The following is a 15,141-nucleotide window of genomic DNA, read 5'->3' as shown; positions in this document are numbered from 1 at the left end:
GCCGGCGCCTCCTGGGTCGGCCAGCTCGTCAGCAGCCAGGCATGGGCCAGCAGGGCCAGGCCCACGGCCGCGGCCAGGCCCCGTCCGGGCCGGTGGGCCAGGCGGTGGGCGGGGCGGGGCGCAGGGGAGGCTCGGCTCATTGGACAATGCGGTGCATGCAGGAGTGTCACCCACGATGAAACTAGCCACCTACCGAGATGGATCCCGCGATGGCCAGCTGGTGGTCGTCTCCCGGGACCTGAGCCAGGCGCACTACGCCAACGGCATCGCCTCGCGTCTGCAGCAGGTGCTGGACGACTGGAATTTTCTCGCGCCACAGTTGGAAGACCTCTTCCTCACCTTGAACCATGGCAAGGCTCGCCATGCCTTCGCCTTCGAGCCGGCACGCTGCATGGCGCCCCTGCCGCGGCCGCGCGCCCTGCTGCAGGGCAATGCCTATGCGGAACTGCAGGCCCTCCTGACGGGCGGCGAGGCGGGCTCGGAGCCGGTGCTGGCGCGCGGCCCGGCAGAGTCCCTGCAGGGGCCGACCGAGCCGGTGCGGCTGCCCAACGAAGCCCTGGGCCTGGATTTCCAGCCCGGCCTGCTCGCCGTCTGTGCGGACCTCGCCCAGGGCGCAGCGCCCGAACAGGCCCTGGAGGCGGTGCGTCTGCTGGGCCTGTCCTGCGACTGGAGCCTGCATCAGCTGGAGCAACGCGAGCGTGAGGCAGGCCAAGCTCAGCACCTGAGCCAACTGGCCTGCACGCTGGCGCCCGTGCTGGTGACGCCGGACGAGCTGGGCGAGGCCTGGCGCGAGGGCCGTCTCAAGGGCAGCCTGCAGTCCCTGCTGAACGGTCGCAAGTTCGGCCCCATCGATCTCGGCGCCGGGCTGCGATTCGGCTTTGGCGATCTCATCGCCCAGGCCGCCCGCCTCAAGCCCCTGCGCGGCAGCGTGCTGGTGGCCAGCGGCCCTCTGGGCCCGGCCCGGCCGCGTCAGGGCTGTGCCAGCCTCAGCCACCGCCGAAGCCTCGAAGCCGAGGAGAAGGCCGGCGTGCAGACCGGCTTCATGAAATGGGGCGACAGCCTGCGCGTGGACCTCAAGAGCGCCGACGGCCAGAGTGTTTTCGGTGCCATCGACCTGGACGTCCTGAACCTCACGGACCCCGATCCCCAGGATGCGGCAGCGGCCGCGCAGGTCGAGCCGGTGCCAGAGTTGCCCGAGGGCGAGGCGCCGGCCGTCGAGCCGGGCGAGGAGGTCATGGAATGAGCAGCCGGGGCCGTCAGGCCATCGTGATCGATACCGACCCGGGGCAGGACGACGCCATCGCCATCCTGCTGGCCCTGGCCAGCCCCGAGCTGGAGGTGCTGGCCATCAGCACCGTGGCCGGCAACGTGCCCCTGGCCCTGACCAGCCGCAATGCCCGCATGGTCTGCGAACTGGCGGGCCGTCCGGACCTGCCCGTGCATGCCGGCGCGGACCGCCCCCTGCTGCGCCCCCTCGTCACGGCCGAGCACGTGCACGGCAAGACCGGGCTGGACGGCCATGAGCTGCCTGCGCCCACCATGCCGCTGCAGGCCGAGCACAGCGTGGACCTCATCATCCGCAGCGTGATGGAGCGCCCCGCTGGTAGCGTCACGCTGTGCCCCCTGGGACCCCTGACCAATATCGCCCTGGCCCTGCAGAAGGAGCCCGCGCTGGCGCTGCGCATCGGCCGTATCGTGTTGATGGGCGGGGGCTGCTTCGAGGGGGGCAACATCACGCCAGCCGCCGAATTCAACTGTTATGTAGATCCGCATGCCGCGGCCCTGGTCTTCGCCAGCGGCGTGCCCATCACCATGGTGCCGCTGGACTGCACCCACCAGGCCTTGACCAGCCCGGCGCGCATCGCGGCCATCCGCGCCCTGGGCGGGCGCATCGGCCCGGCCGTGGCGGGCTGGCTGGCCTTTGCGGAGCGCTTCGACGAACAGAAGTACGGCCAGCAGGGAGGCCCCCTGCACGACCCCTGCGTGATCGCCTGGCTGATCAAGCCCGAGCTCTTCCGCGGCCGCACCTGCAATGTCGAGATCGAGACCCAGAGCCCGCTGACCCTGGGCATGAGCGTGATCGACTGGTGGGGCGTGACCGAGCGCCCGCGCAACGCCCTGGTGCTGGGCGAGGTGGACGCCCAGGGCCTCTTCGACCTCATCACTGAACGCCTGGGACACCTCGCCCGCAGCCTGGAGACGCCATGACGCATGCCAGCGCCCCCTGGCACGATGAATCGCACGACGTGCGGGATGCCATGAGCCTTCGGGCCCTGTACGACAGCGCGCCTGCGCCGGCCGCGCTCTTCAAGGAGTGCCGGGAGATCCACCCGCTCTACCAGCGCTACATCGAGGCCTCGCCCTTCGTGGTGCTGGCCACACGAGGGCCGCAGGGCCTGGACACCTCGCCCCGCGGCGATGCGCCAGGCTTCGTGCAGGTGGCCGACAGCCGGACCCTGCTGCTGCCCGACCGCCGCGGCAATAACCGCATCGACAGCCTGCGCAACATCCTGCACGACCCGCAGGTGGCGCTGCAGTTCCTCATCCCCGGCGTGCCCGAGGTGCTGCGCGTCAATGGCGAGGCCCGCATCAGCGCCTCACCCGCGCTGCTCGAGCGCTTCGAGGTGGATGGCAAGCGGCCCGCCACGGTGCTGGTGATCACCGTGAACCTGGTGTTCTTCCAGTGCGCCCGGGCCATCAAGCGCTCGCGGCTGTGGGACCCAGCGGTGCAGCGCGCCCGCAGCGAGCTGCCCTCGCCGGGCGAGATCCTTCAGGCGCTGGAGGCCAGCTTCGATGGCGCGGCCTATGACGCCGAACTGCAGGCACGGCAGGCGAGGACGCTCTACTGACGACCCGGTGCCATGACGGCGGTCTGGTGCGTGCGGCGCCAGCCGTCTGCGTGGGCCGCACCGTGCCTGGCGCGGTGCGGCTGGACCGCGTCGAGTCGGGCCGGTGGCTCAGGGGATCGAGACCTCCGAACTCATCTGCGTGAACCAGCTGGTCTGGTCCTCGACCTTTTCGGAGGGCAGGCCGGCGAAGTAGGCCGGCGTGGGCCGGCTGGTGAAGCTCTCGGTGTAGTAGACCGTCATTCGCGTCTGCCGGTTCAGGTTCCAGCTGGGCTTCCAGCCCAGCCCCGTCAGGTCTGGCACGGTGTAGGTGACCGTCCGGGCGCCGCCAATCCAGCCGGCTGAGAAAGTGAAGTCGATGGTGGGGCCTAGGCCGCTCAGATCCAAGGCGAAGATGTCCGTCAGCGTGCTACCCGTCACGGGCGTCCAGGTCATGGTCGGGCGCGCAGCGGAGCCGCCCAACGCCAGGGGGCCTGCGTAGGGCGGCAGCGTCAGGGGCTGCGCCGCGCCGACGGCGGACTGGTAACTGGCGGAGCGGCGGGCCGTGACCGTGCCCTGGACCATGCGGGCGGTCGCCGACACGACATAGGTGTCGTCGCTGCGCAGCGCGCCGGCCGGCACCAGCGGGTAGGCCAAGGTGGTCTGGCTGCCAAGCGCCAGCCGGATTTGCCCGCTCCGGGAAACCAGGGAGGCCATGCGGCTCAGCGTCTCTCCGGCGATGGGCACATAGCCTGTCAGTGCGCTGGTCTGGCTGGGGGCGGGCAGTGCGACGGCCTTCGTGAAGTCGAAGTTCAGCGCCGTGATGGATCGCATGTCGAGGTCGCGCTGGATCACCAGCGCATCGGCCGCACCGCTGTCATTCAGGTGCACCGCGAAGGCGTCCATCCGGGCCATGGGCACGCTGAGCCGCCTCGAGGCAAGGGTGTCACAGCCGCCTGACGTGCTGGCCCGGGAACCCAGCGCCACCGCGCATGTGCCCGAGGCCGGTGCGCCCTGCTGGGTGAACTGCACGGTCATGTAGTCCGTCCGGCTGTCCGGCAGCGGACGCAGGTCGATGTTGGCGCTTTCCGCTCGCGTCAGGTGATAGGCCAGCACCGAGGGGGGGAGGTCCGCTGTGCGCGGCGAGTTGGCTTCCTGGACCAGCATCACGGCGTACTTGCCAGCTTTGTCCTCGACCTGGAAGCTGAAGCCGTCAGCGCTGCGCGTCGCCGCCTTCCAGGGGCCGTCGCCGTCCTGGTAGGCCATCCAGTATTCGTAGCCGCCATAGGTGGGCAGCGTCACCGAGACAGGCCCGGCCTGGCTCGAGACGACCGGGCCGGTCGTCGAGCCGCCATTGTCGCCAGTGCTGCCGCCACCGCCGCCACAAGCGGTCAGCAGCGCCGCAACGACGCCCAGGGACAGGGCGCCCACCTGACGGTAGGCGGACTTAATCTTTGCCATCGTGATTCCTCCCGGCCTCGCGGCGAGGCCTTCAAGCTCAGTTGTTCTGAAGTTCTGAAGACGTATGCCGTTTTTTCGGCGGCGGCATTTTGACATGTCGTTCGACCCGCGCCTTCCCGCACGCCGGGGGCGTCGGGCCGTCAGCAAGCCCGTGAACATCGTCAGGGTGCGCCGGTCTTCCTACAATCACGGCCATGAACGCCCTCACCGCCCCCCGCTACACCCGTGGCAGCGCCCTGCCGGCCCTGCTGAAGCAACGCATCGTGATCCTGGACGGGGCGATGGGCACCATGATCCAGCGCTACAAGCTCACCGAGGCCGATTTCCGCGGCCCGCGTTTCGCCGATCACCCCAAGGACCTCAAGGGCAACAACGACCTGCTGGTGCTGACCCGGCCGGACGTCATCAGCGAGATCCACGAGAAGTACCTCGCCGCCGGCTCGGACATCATCGAGACCAACACCTTCGGCACCACCTCGGTGGCTCAGGAGGACTACGGCCTGCAGGACTTCGCCCACGAGATGAACGTGGCAGCCGCCCGCCTGGCCCGAGCCGCCTGCGACAAGTTCAGCACGCCCGACAAGCCCCGTTTCGCCGCCGGTGCCCTCGGCCCGACGCCGCGCACCGCCTCCATCAGCCCGGACGTCAACGACCCCGGCGCCCGCAATATCGACTTCGACACCCTGCGCGCCGCCTACTACGAGCAGGCCCGGGGTCTGCTGGAGGGCGGGGTGGACCTCTTCCTGGTCGAGACCATCTTCGACACGCTCAATGCCAAGGCCGCGCTCTTCGCGCTGGACGAGCTGATGGACGCCACGGGCGAGCGCCTGCCGGTGATCATCTCCGGCACCGTGACCGACGCCTCGGGCCGCATCCTCTCCGGCCAGACCGTGACGGCCTTCTGGCACTCGGTGCGCCATGCCAAGCCCCTGGCCATCGGCCTCAACTGCGCCCTGGGCGCCACGCTGATGCGGCCCTACATCGAGGAGCTGGCCAAGGCCGCGCCCGAGACCGCGATCAGCTGCTATCCCAATGCCGGCCTGCCCAACCCGATGAGCGACACGGGCTTCGACGAGACGCCGGACGTCACCGGCCGCCTCATGGCCGAGTTCGCCCAGGCCGGCTTCCTCAACATCGCCGGCGGCTGTTGCGGAACCACGCCGGAGCACATCGCGGCCATCGCATCCAAGGTCTCGGCCTACCAGCCGCGGGCCTGCGGGCACAAGCTCTTCAGCGGGCTGATGGCCGCATGAAGCGACGGTTGCTGGGCTGCCTGCTGGCGGCGCTGGGTGCTGCGGTCCAGGCTGCAGGGTTTTTGCCGGTGGAGGACAGCGTGCAGCCCTTGAAAGAGCGCCTCGCCGTGCTGGAGCTCGAACTGGCCGCTTTGCGGCCCCGGCTGCAGCAGCCAGCAGCTTTCAGCGACAGCCCGGCGGCCCTGCGCGAACGCGCCCTGGCTTGGGCGCGCATGCAGGTGCTGGTGCAGGAGCAGACCCAGCTCAAGGTGGAACTGGCCGAGGCCCATCGAGACGCCAAGGATCCGATGCGCCTGTACTGAGGGTCGTGCGGCGGCCGCCCGGCGGGGATCAGCCCGCGGTCTTGAGCAACTTTTCCATGTTGATCACGAGCTTGAGCTCATGCGGCGCCAGGCTGGCGGCGACGGCCTGCGTCTGCAGGCGCGTGTCCCGCGGCACGGGGCCGCTCAGGGGCGAGCCGCTCTTGCCCATCAGGGCAGCGACCAGGGGCTCGGTGGCGCTGTGGCCCCGCCGCACCACAATGCCTTGCTCGCCATTGGCCAGGCGCACCAGGCTTCCCGGCGGGTAGAGCCCCACGGCCTTGATCACCGCGGCGCCCGCCTCGTCGGGCTGCTGCAGCTCGTCCAGGTAGATGGCGCGCACGGCGGCAGCGCCTGACAAGGCCTTGCGGGTGCGGCGCGGGCTCAGGCGGGCACCGAAGATGTCGATGCGGCGCAGCACGCGGGCCAACTGGGCCACGGCCACGCGCCCGGCCAGGGCCCCGGGGCCGGCCTCATGGTGCAGACGCACTGCGCCAAGCCAGAGCTCGTCCCGCACGCCCAACTGGCGCAGCAGCTGGGCGCTGCGGTCACCATGGTCATGCAGCTCCAGGCGCTGGCGTTCACTGAGCTTGTCTTCCTGCGCGGCGAGGCGGTCCTGCAGCAGCGTGGTGCTGAGGTTCATGGTCAGTGCCGCGTTGTGCAGGGCCCGCGTGCCTTCGGGGGCCCAGCCCAACTGGCGCGCCACCAGGTCCGCGACCAGCAGGCACAGCACGGCATGCCGGGCGCTGTAGCGCTGGACGTCCTGGCTCGCGTCATGGACCAGCAGGGTCAGGACGGCGTCCGGCCGCTGCCGGAAGCGCTGCAGGGCTTCCTCGCGCAGCGTTTCCAATCGACCAAGGAAGTCTTCGCGGGGATCCTTGAGCAGGCTGTGGGCGTGCAGGTGCAGGTCGGTCCAGAAGGCCGGTTCGCTGAGTTCGGCGACGGCGCGCGGGCTGCGCTCGGCGCGGAAATCGGCCTCCACCTTCACGATATTGGCCAGGGAGGCGCCCTGCATCATGAGGGTGTCCATCTTGTGGACCAGGGCCTTCTGGTATTCCTTGGTTTCATGGGCCAGAACCCAGGCGCCGCGCTGGATCAGGGCCTGGACCTGGGGGGTGTTCTGCAGGGTCTGGCCGGCGGCGAACAGCAGCTTGCCCTCGGCGTCGCGCACCGAGAAGGTCAACACCTGGCCGATGCGCAGGCTGTGAGGGGGAAGGGGGACGAGTTCCACGATCAGGAATTATTTCGGCGCGGCGCAGTATGGGCTTGAGCCAGGACGGGAAAGGCGCGCGTAAACCCTGCGAGTGCGTAAAATCCGCCACGTTCGAGGAGCGTTGCGACGCCCCGACCGGCCCCGCGCCGGTCAGCGCCAGGCTCGAACCCGGCGTCCGCTTGCCCCGGCGTCCTGCCAACGACGCTCACCGAGTCCCCAATCCCTGGTGGCCGAGGTGAGTCCTGCGCCCGGCCCCCTGCAGCATAGCCTGCAGCTTCCGCATCGCCGAGGTCCTCATGTCCACCACCGCCAGCACCGTCGTCCAGCCCATGAAGCTCTCGGGCCTGGAGCCCGTGGAGATAGGCCAGGGCACGCTCTTCGTCAACGTGGGCGAGCGCACCAACGTCACCGGCTCCAAGGCCTTCGCCCGCATGATCCTGGAAGGCCGCTACGAGGACGCGCTGTCGGTTGCACGCCAGCAGGTCGAGAACGGCGCCCAGATTATCGACATCAACATGGACGAGGCCATGCTGGACAGCAAGGCCGCCATGGTGCGCTTCCTCAACCTCATCGCCTCCGAGCCCGAGATCGCGCGGGTGCCCATCATGATCGACTCCTCCAAGTGGGAGGTGATCGAGGCCGGCCTCAAGTGCATTCAGGGCAAGGGCATCGTCAACTCCATCTCGCTGAAGGAAGGCGAGGCCGAATTCAAGCGCCAGGCCACCCTGGTGCGCCGCTACGGCGCCGCCGCCGTGGTGATGGCCTTCGATGAAAAGGGCCAGGCCGATACCTTCCAGCGCAAGACCGAGATCTGCCAGCGCGCCTACCGCATCCTGGTCGAGGAGGTGGGGTTCGCGCCCGAGGACATCATCTTCGACCCCAATATCTTCGCCATCGCCACCGGCATCGAGGAGCACGACAACTACGCCGTGGACTTCATCGAGGCCACGCGCTGGATCAAGCAGAACCTGCCCGGCGCCAAGGTTTCGGGCGGGGTGTCCAACGTTTCCTTCAGTTTCCGCGGCAACGACCCGGTGCGCGAGGCCATCCACACCGTGTTCCTCTACCACGCCATCCAGGCGGGCATGGACATGGGCATCGTCAACGCCGGCATGGTGGGCGTCTACGATGAGCTGGAACCGGTGCTGCGCGAGCGGGTCGAGGACGTGGTGCTGAACCGCCGCCCCGATGCCGGCGAGCGCCTCATTGAGGTCGCCGAGAGTGCCAAGGGCGCCGCCAAGGACGACAGCGCCCGCCTGGCATGGCGCGCCGGCAGCGTCAACGAGCGGCTCTCGCATGCCTTGGTGCACGGCATCACCGATTTCATCACCGAGGACACCGAGGAGTGCTGGCAGACCATCCGCGCCGGCGGCGGCCGGCCCCTGCACGTGATCGAAGGCCCGCTGATGGCCGGCATGAACATCGTGGGCGACCTCTTCGGCCAGGGCAAGATGTTCCTGCCCCAGGTGGTCAAGAGCGCCCGGGTGATGAAGCAGGCTGTGGCCCATCTGGTGCCCTATATCGAGGAGGAGAAGCGCCAGTTGGCCGCCGCGGGCGGTGATGTGAAGCCCAAGGGCAAGATCGTCATCGCCACCGTGAAGGGCGATGTGCACGACATCGGCAAGAACATCGTCACCGTGGTCCTGCAGTGCAACAACTTCGAGGTGGTGAACATGGGCGTGATGGTCCCCTGCCAGGACATCCTTGCCCGCGCCAAGGTCGAGGGTGCGGACATCATCGGCCTCTCGGGCCTGATCACGCCCAGCCTGGAGGAGATGCAGCACGTCGCCGCCGAGATGCAGCGCGACGACTACTTCCGCATGAAGAAGATCCCCCTGCTGATCGGCGGCGCCACCTGCAGCCGCGTGCACACGGCGGTGAAGATCTCGCCGCACTACGAGGGCCCGGTGGTCTACGTGCCGGACGCCTCGCGCTCGGTGGGTGTGTGCTCGGACCTGCTGTCCGACGAGCGCGCCACCCGCTTCATCGACGAGCTGAAGGCCGACTACGACAAGGTCCGCGATCTGCACGCCAGCAAGAAGCAGACGCCCCTGGTGAGCCTGGCCCAGGCCCGCGCCAACAAGCAGCGCCTGGACTATGAGGCCTACACGCCGCCCGTCCCGAAGTTCCTGGGTCGCCGCGAGCTGCGCAATGTGGATCTCAGCGAGCTGGCCGGCTGCATCGACTGGGGCCCCTTCTTCCAGACCTGGGACCTGGCCGGCGCCTTCCCGGCCATCCTCAAGGACGAGGTCGTGGGCAGCGAGGCCCAGCGCGTGTTCAGCGACGGCAAGCGCATGCTGCAGCGCCTCATCGACGGCCGCTGGCTCACCGCCAATGCCGTCTTCGGCCTCTACCCTGCAGCGCAGGTCAACGACGACGACATCGAGATCTACCGCGACGAGTCCCGCAGCGAGGTCCTGATGACTTGGCGCGGCCTGCGCATGCAGTCGGAGCGGCCGGTGGTCGACGGTGTGATGCGCCCCAACCGCTGCCTGGCCGACTTCGTGGCCCCCAAGGGCGCGGCGCCGGACTACATCGGCCTGTTCGCCGTGACCGCCGGTATCGGCTGCGACAAGAAGGAAGCGCAGTTCCTGGCCGACCACGACGACTACTCCGCCATCATGCTCAAGGCCCTGGCCGACCGCCTGGCCGAGGCCCTGGCCGAGCGCCTGCACCAGCGCGTGCGCAAGGAGTTCTGGGGCTATGCGGCGGGCGAGCAACTGGACAACGAGGCGCTGATCGCCGAGCGGTACAGCGGCATCCGCCCGGCCCCCGGCTACCCGGCATGCCCGGACCACCTGGTCAAGCGCGACCTGTTCCGCGTGCTGGAACCCGAGGCCATCGGCATGGGCCTCACCGAGTCCATGGCCATGACGCCGGCCGCCAGTGTCAGCGGCTTCTACTTCGCCCACCCGGAGGCCAGCTACTTCAACGTCGGCCGCATCGGCGAGGACCAGCTCAAGGACTGGGCCGAGCGATGCGCCCTGGACGTGGCCGCCGCGCAGCGCGCGCTGGCGCCGCTGCTGGGCTGAGCGGCCCCCGCGCTGAACGCTCTCTTACAACTGTGACCGGTTCGCTTGTCGGCCGAATCGGCTCGCGTGGCATTCTTGGATGGCAGCCCGTCCTTTCTACGGCGCGGCTTGCGGAGCCCTCATGAAAATACCTTTCTCCTCCAGTCAAATCATTGCCGGCGTGCTGGGTGCCGGCGTCCTCCTGGCCGGCGCCTTCGCCGTAGGCCGGGCCTCGTCTCCCGCGGCGGCCCCCACGCCGCTGGCCGCCCCCGTGGTCGAGGCCGATGCCGGGGCCAGCGCGAAGGTGCCTCCGAAGCAGGCTGCGGCCGACACCCGTGGCGGCAACGCCGCGGCCAAGGGCGGCGAGCCTGGCCGGCAGGCGAGCCCCTCTGCCTCGGCCAGCCCCGCGCTGTGTGCCGAATGCGCGCGCGTGGTCGAGGTGCACGAGGAAACCCGTCAGGGCAAGGCCAGCGGCATCGGGGCCGTGGGCGGCGCCGTGCTGGGCGGCCTGCTGGGCAACCAGGTGGGCGGCGGGACCGGCAAGAAGATCGCCACCATCGGCGGTGCGGTGGCGGGCGGTTATGCCGGCAACGAAATCGAGAAGCGCCAGAAGTCGCACCGCGTGTGGATCGTGCGCCTGAACCACGCCGACGGCAGCACGCAGCGCCTGGAGCAGGGCCAGGATCCCGGCCTGCGCGCCGGCGACGTCGTGGTGGTGCGGGACGGCCGCATCGAGCGCCGCGAGCGTTGATCCCTTTCCTTGCATGAACGGCAAAGGCGGCCTGCGGGCCGCCTTTGTCTTGCTGCCTGCGCCGGCATCGGCATCGGCGCCTGGCTGGCTCATGCCCTGAGCCAGCGTCCGCCTCAGCGGCTGTTGGCGTTCACGATGCCCTTGAAGTCATAGGGCACGACGATGGTGTTCACCTTGCCCGCTGCGATGCCTTCGGCGATCTTCAGCTGGGCCTGGGCATTCATGTACTCGATGGCCTTGCTGTTGGCATTGAGCGCCGCGATGCGCTCGGCCTCCTTCTTGGCCGTCTCCACCTCGATCTCCTTGGCCCGCAGCGCGTTCTGCGCGGTGACCACGGCATTGGCCGAGGCGATGATGTCGTCCGCAGGCATCACATTGCGCACCTGCACCAGACTCACGGTCAGCGCCTGGTCCAGCTTCTCCGAGGCCAGGGTCTCGGTGACGATGCGCTTGATCTCCTGCTCGATCTTTTGGCGGTTGTCCGCCACCGAGAGCGCCTTGTACTCGCGCACGGCCTTGTAGGCGGCGTTGTTGGCCACCGTGGTCATGTAGCTGTGCATGAGGATCCAGTCGCGTTCCTCCTTGTTGTAGGCGTGGAAGCTGCGGCTCTTGGTGCCCCAGAGGTCGGACACGCTGCTGGGGTTGATGGAGTAGACCAGGGTCAGGTCGAAGTCCTTCAGCGTGCTGTTGTCGGCGGTCAGGGGGTTTTTGTTGTCCAGCACGACGGCGATGTCGCGCACCGGGAAGGTCAGCACGTCGCCGAACAGGGTCTGGTTGAAGCTGCCGGGCATCAGCTCGGCGCCGCTGATCTGCTTGTCGATGCCCACGCGCAGGCCGACCTCGCCGGTCTCGATGCGGGTGCAGGCGCCCAGGGCCATGGCGGCCAGCAGCAGGGCCAGGGTGGCGGGGCGGACGGGGGTCTTGCGGGTCTCGTGGGTCTTGTGTGCGCTCATGGGTCCCTCTCAGAAGAAATGAATCATCGCGGCGGCCAGGACGCCCGCCAGCACCGCGCCGACGGCCGCCCAGCGCAGCCACTGCAGCCAGGCGATGGCCTGGCGTCGGCTCAGCGATCGCAGCCAGATCAGCAGGCCCAGGCAGGCCAGCCACAGCATCAGCAGTACCAGCCACGCACGCAGCAGGCTCATGGCGATGTCCCTCGCGGTCTTTCTGCGCGCATCATTCCACAAGCCTGTGACGCGGCCGGACTTCATGGGGCCGAGGGCCGCCGGGGCTGTCGGGCCTCCGCCACAGCCCATGCTCGGGACTCAGTGCTGGGGCGCGTCCCGCTCGAAGGGGTAGCGCACGCCCAGCCGGGCACGGATGCGGTCCATCCAGCCGAGGATGGCCAGGGACTCGGCATGCCTCATGCGCGGGCTCTCGACAAGGCCGGCCCGGATGCAGGCCTGCGCCTCCTCGATCTCGCCCTCGAAGCCGTTGATGCGCCAGGGCGCGTCAACGAGCTGCTGCGCCTGGCCATGGGGTCGCAGGACCAACTGCTGGCTCTCCCAGAAATTGCGCGGCAGGCTGATCGAGCCCCGCTCGCCCAGGATGGTCAGCGCATTGGGCGCGCTGGCGTCCAGGCCGCAGAGGAACTGCGCCATGAGGCCGTTCTCGAAGCCCAGCAGGCCCTGCACCCGCAGGTCCACACCCATGGGCGCCAGCAGGCCTTGCACGTCCAGGCGCTGGAGTTCGGGGACATGGCCCAGGGCCTGCTCCAGCACCCAGCGCGTGGCGGTGAGGTTGTAGATGCCGATGTCCAGCAGTGCGCCGCCGGCCAGGGCCGGGTCGAAAAGGCGGCTCTGCGGGTCAAGGGGCGCAGGGAAGCAGAAGGTGGACTCGATGGCGCGCAGAGGCCCGATGGCCTGCTCGCGCAGCCAGCCGCCCAGCACCTCGTAGGCGGGGAGGAAGCGCGTCCAGACCGCCTCCATCAGGAAGACGCCGCGCTCGCGTGCCAGCCCCACCAGGGCCTCGCCCTCGGCCTGGTTCGGCACCAGGGGCTTCTCGCACAGCACCGGCTTGTCGGCTAGCAGGGCCTGGCGCAGTGGTGCGCCGTGCTGGGCATGCGGGGTGGCGATGTAGATCGCATCGATGGCCGGGTCGGCCAACAGGGCGGAGAGGTCCGTGCTGACGCGGGGCGCGCCGGCCGGGTCGGGCCATTGCGTCTGGCAGGACTCGGCAAAGGCCGCCGCGCGAGCCCCATCGCGACCATGGACGACCGCCAGCCGGCTGCCGGGCAGGCCGCTGAGGGCGTGGGCAAAGCGTCGGGCGATCTTGCCGGGGCCGATGAGGGCCCAGTTGAAAGTCTCCATGAGCAGGGGCGTGGGCCGGGCTGGCGGGCGGGTGAGGCAGGGGCGAAGGGCGGGCGCCGCCCGGAGCCGGGCCGCGTCGAATGAGCTGGCGTCGAGTCAGTGAGCGTGGGCATTGTGGCCCCGGCTTGCTGCAAGCTGGTTTCGAGAGGGTTTCATGCGGCGGGCTGGGCGGCCGGGGGCGATCGACGCGCCTTCTGCGGGAGCGGGTTCATGGCTTCACGAGCGCCCGCCTGAGCTGTACCGCCTCGGCCACATGCGCCTTCTGGATGCGATCCTCGGCAGCCAGATCGGCGATACTGCGCGCCACCCGCAGCAGGCGGTGCTGGGCTCGTGCGGACCATCCCAGGGCCGCGATGCTGCGCTCCAGCAGGGCCTGGGCGGCCGGATCGGCGCGGGCATGGCGGTCCAGCTGGGGTGGGCTCAGCTGGGCGTTGACGCAGTCCTGGCGGGCGCGCTGACGCTCCCGGGCCTGCTGTACCCGTTGGGCCACGGTGGCGGTGTCGTCGCCGTCCGGGGCGACGGCCAGCAGCTCGGGCGGCAGCCCCGGCACCTCCACCATCATGTCGATGCGGTCCAGCAAGGGGCCGCTGAGCCTGCCTTGGTAGCGGGCGACCTGATCCAGCGTGCAGCGGCACTGCCGCGCGCCGGTCTGGCCGTGAAAGCCACAGGCGCAGGGGTTCATGGCCGCCACCAGATGGAAGCGGGCGGGGAACTCCGCCTGGCGCGCGGCCCGGGCAATCAGGATGCGGCCGGTCTCGAGCGGTTCGCGCAGGGCCTCCAGGGCGCTGCGCTGGAACTCGGGGAGTTCGTCCAGGAAGAGCACCCCCTGGTGGGCCAGCGAGATCTCTCCGGGGCGCGGGGGCGAGCCGCCTCCCACCAGGGCCACCGCCGAGGCACTGTGATGCGGCGCCCGCAGCGGCCGCCGGCCCCAGGCGGCGGGGCGGAACTGGCCGGCCAGGCTCAGGGTCGCGGCGCTTTCCAGGGCGGCGTCTTCGTCGAGGGCGGGCAGGAGGCCGGGCAGACGCTGGGCCAGCATGGACTTGCCCGAGCCCGGCGGCCCGACCAGCAGCAGACTGTGGGCGCCGGCCGCGGCGATCTCCAGCGCCCGCTTGGGCACGGCCTGGCCCTTGATGTCCCGCAGGTCGGGGCCAGGCTCCTCGGTGATACAGGCCCTGGCGGGCCCGCAGGCCCGGGGCAGGGGTTCCTGCGACTGCGGCAGCAGGGCCCGCACCACGTCCAGCAGGTGGCCGGCCTGGCGCACGTCCACCCCGCCCACCAGGGCCGCCTCGGCCGCGCTGGCCGGCGGCAGCAACAGCTGACGGGGCGAGGCCTGCTGACGCAGCGCCAGGGCCATGGCCAGGGCGCCGCGCACGGGCCGCAGCTCGCCGGCCAGGGACAGCTCGCCAGCGCATTCCAGCCCCACCAGCGGCCCGGCCTCGATCTGCCCGCTGGCGGCCAGCAGACCCAGGGCGATGGGGAGGTCGAAGCGCGCGCCCTCCTTGGGCAGGTCGGCCGGGGCCAGGTTCACCGTGATGCGCTTGTTGGCGGGAAATTCCAGCCCGCTGCTGAGCAGGGCGGCCCGCACGCGCTCGCGGGCTTCCTTCACTTCCGTGTCGGCCAGGCCGACCAGGGTGAAGCTGGGCAGGCCGTTGGCCAGATGGACTTCGACGGTCACCGCTTCGGCGCGCAGGCCGTCCAGGGCGCGGCTGTGGATCAGGGCCAGGGTCATTGGGGGGATCTCCTGGCGCCGGATTCTGGGCCGGCACCCGCGCTCGCCACGCCGGTGCAGTCCATAAGGTGCACGATGGTGCGTCACACCAAACTGGTGCAATTAGGGAAGCATCCCGAATATTTCGGTGCATCCGGCGCCGGGCACGACGCGCTTGAGGCACGAAATCGGGAGCGCCGCGCCCCAGAGGCGGGCCTGGGGCCCTGCAAGCCCTGGTGGGCGGGCCTGGCACGGAAGCTGCAAGAGGGACTGTCGAAAGTCATTCCACCATCCACTTTGCAGGAGTCCCC

General features: G+C 69.9%; 13 protein-coding genes. 7 read left to right on the top strand and 6 right to left on the bottom strand.

What is annotated here, in order from left to right:
- The first annotated feature begins 175 nt into the window (after window positions 1-175).
- Genes H5407_RS18175 through H5407_RS18165 form a run of 3 tightly spaced genes read left to right on the top strand, consistent with a single transcriptional unit; the run spans window position 176 to window position 2,849 of the window.
- The gene (locus H5407_RS18175; protein WP_183105901.1) at window positions 176-1,243 is read left to right on the top strand and encodes a fumarylacetoacetate hydrolase family protein; all 1,068 of its coding nucleotides are present in this window, start codon (window positions 176-178) and stop codon (window positions 1,241-1,243) included.
- On the top strand, window positions 1,240-2,208 hold the full coding sequence (locus tag H5407_RS18170; RefSeq protein ID WP_183105900.1) for a nucleoside hydrolase: 969 nt from the start codon (window positions 1,240-1,242) through the stop codon (window positions 2,206-2,208). The genes H5407_RS18175 and H5407_RS18170 overlap by 4 nt, the downstream gene beginning before the upstream one ends.
- Window positions 2,205-2,849, top strand: a complete 645-nt coding sequence (locus H5407_RS18165) for a pyridoxamine 5'-phosphate oxidase family protein (protein WP_183105899.1) — start codon at window positions 2,205-2,207, stop codon at window positions 2,847-2,849. Before H5407_RS18170 ends, H5407_RS18165 begins: the two co-directional genes overlap by 4 nt.
- A 108-nt stretch (window positions 2,850-2,957) precedes the next feature.
- Here H5407_RS18165 and H5407_RS18160 read toward each other — a convergent pair whose 3' ends face one another.
- On the bottom strand, window positions 2,958-4,286 hold the full coding sequence (locus H5407_RS18160) for a hypothetical protein (RefSeq protein ID WP_183105898.1): 1,329 nt from the start codon (window positions 4,284-4,286) through the stop codon (window positions 2,958-2,960).
- 194 nt (window positions 4,287-4,480) lie between these two features.
- On the opposite strand from H5407_RS18160, the gene H5407_RS18155 reads away from it, so the two are divergent.
- Both H5407_RS18155 and H5407_RS18150 read left to right on the top strand, forming a co-directional pair.
- Window positions 4,481-5,539: a homocysteine S-methyltransferase family protein gene (locus H5407_RS18155; RefSeq protein WP_183105897.1), complete on the top strand. Its 1,059-nt coding sequence runs from the start codon at window positions 4,481-4,483 to the stop codon at window positions 5,537-5,539.
- Window positions 5,536-5,841 carry a hypothetical protein gene (locus H5407_RS18150; RefSeq protein ID WP_183105896.1) on the top strand — a complete coding sequence of 102 codons (306 nt, stop codon included), beginning with the start codon at window positions 5,536-5,538 and terminating at the stop codon, window positions 5,839-5,841. Before H5407_RS18155 ends, H5407_RS18150 begins: the two co-directional genes overlap by 4 nt.
- Before the next feature lie 28 nt (window positions 5,842-5,869).
- Here H5407_RS18150 and H5407_RS18145 read toward each other — a convergent pair whose 3' ends face one another.
- On the bottom strand, window positions 5,870-7,069 hold the full coding sequence (locus tag H5407_RS18145; protein WP_183105895.1) for an HD-GYP domain-containing protein: 1,200 nt from the start codon (window positions 7,067-7,069) through the stop codon (window positions 5,870-5,872).
- Window positions 7,070-7,347: 278 nt separating this feature from the next.
- Here H5407_RS18145 and metH point away from each other — a divergent pair, with 278 nt between their 5' ends.
- A complete protein-coding gene (metH, locus tag H5407_RS18140; protein WP_183105894.1) occupies window positions 7,348-10,083 on the top strand; it encodes a methionine synthase in 2,736 nt (911 codons plus the stop codon).
- A gap of 121 nt (window positions 10,084-10,204) precedes the next feature.
- Window positions 10,205-10,813, top strand: a complete 609-nt coding sequence (locus tag H5407_RS24725) for a glycine zipper 2TM domain-containing protein (protein ID WP_183105893.1) — start codon at window positions 10,205-10,207, stop codon at window positions 10,811-10,813.
- Between the two features lie 113 nt (window positions 10,814-10,926).
- Here H5407_RS24725 and H5407_RS18130 read toward each other — a convergent pair whose 3' ends face one another.
- From H5407_RS18130 to H5407_RS18115, 4 genes are all read right to left on the bottom strand, one after another.
- Entirely contained in the window at window positions 10,927-11,766 is an 840-nt protein-coding gene (locus tag H5407_RS18130; protein ID WP_183105892.1) for an SPFH domain-containing protein, read from the bottom strand.
- Window positions 11,767-11,775: 9 nt separating this feature from the next.
- A complete protein-coding gene (locus H5407_RS18125) occupies window positions 11,776-11,958 on the bottom strand; it encodes a hypothetical protein (protein WP_183105891.1) in 183 nt (60 codons plus the stop codon).
- A 120-nt stretch (window positions 11,959-12,078) separates the two neighbouring features.
- A complete protein-coding gene (locus tag H5407_RS18120) occupies window positions 12,079-13,122 on the bottom strand; it encodes a Gfo/Idh/MocA family protein (protein WP_183105890.1) in 1,044 nt (347 codons plus the stop codon).
- A 208-nt stretch (window positions 13,123-13,330) separates the two neighbouring features.
- A complete protein-coding gene (locus H5407_RS18115) occupies window positions 13,331-14,851 on the bottom strand; it encodes a YifB family Mg chelatase-like AAA ATPase (RefSeq protein WP_183105889.1) in 1,521 nt (506 codons plus the stop codon).
- Window positions 14,852-15,141: the final 290 nt, after the last annotated feature.

The sequence above is a fragment of the Mitsuaria sp. WAJ17 genome (assembly GCF_014174515.1).
In the GTDB taxonomy this organism is placed as follows: Bacteria; Pseudomonadota; Gammaproteobacteria; order Burkholderiales; family Burkholderiaceae_C; genus Roseateles_B.
This window is presented reverse-complemented; position numbering and strand designations above follow the sequence as displayed.

Bases quoted from the DNA above. Each gene is read 5' to 3' on its own strand.
- H5407_RS18175 (WP_183105901.1), top strand. From the start codon at position 176: ATGAAACTAGCCACCTACCGAGATGGATCCCGCGATGGCCAGCTGGTG.
- H5407_RS18170 (WP_183105900.1), top strand. From the start codon at position 1,240: ATGAGCAGCCGGGGCCGTCAGGCCATCGTGATCGATACCGACCCGGGG.
- H5407_RS18165 (WP_183105899.1), top strand. From the start codon at position 2,205: ATGACGCATGCCAGCGCCCCCTGGCACGATGAATCGCACGACGTGCGG.
- H5407_RS18160 (WP_183105898.1), bottom strand. From the start codon at position 4,286: ATGGCAAAGATTAAGTCCGCCTACCGTCAGGTGGGCGCCCTGTCCCTG.
- H5407_RS18155 (WP_183105897.1), top strand. From the start codon at position 4,481: ATGAACGCCCTCACCGCCCCCCGCTACACCCGTGGCAGCGCCCTGCCG.
- H5407_RS18150 (WP_183105896.1), top strand. From the start codon at position 5,536: ATGAAGCGACGGTTGCTGGGCTGCCTGCTGGCGGCGCTGGGTGCTGCG.
- metH (WP_183105894.1), top strand. From the start codon at position 7,348: ATGTCCACCACCGCCAGCACCGTCGTCCAGCCCATGAAGCTCTCGGGC.
- H5407_RS24725 (WP_183105893.1), top strand. From the start codon at position 10,205: ATGAAAATACCTTTCTCCTCCAGTCAAATCATTGCCGGCGTGCTGGGT.
- H5407_RS18130 (WP_183105892.1), bottom strand. From the start codon at position 11,766: ATGAGCGCACACAAGACCCACGAGACCCGCAAGACCCCCGTCCGCCCC.
- H5407_RS18125 (WP_183105891.1), bottom strand. From the start codon at position 11,958: ATGAGCCTGCTGCGTGCGTGGCTGGTACTGCTGATGCTGTGGCTGGCC.
- H5407_RS18120 (WP_183105890.1), bottom strand. From the start codon at position 13,122: ATGGAGACTTTCAACTGGGCCCTCATCGGCCCCGGCAAGATCGCCCGA.
- H5407_RS18115 (WP_183105889.1), bottom strand. From the start codon at position 14,851: ATGACCCTGGCCCTGATCCACAGCCGCGCCCTGGACGGCCTGCGCGCC.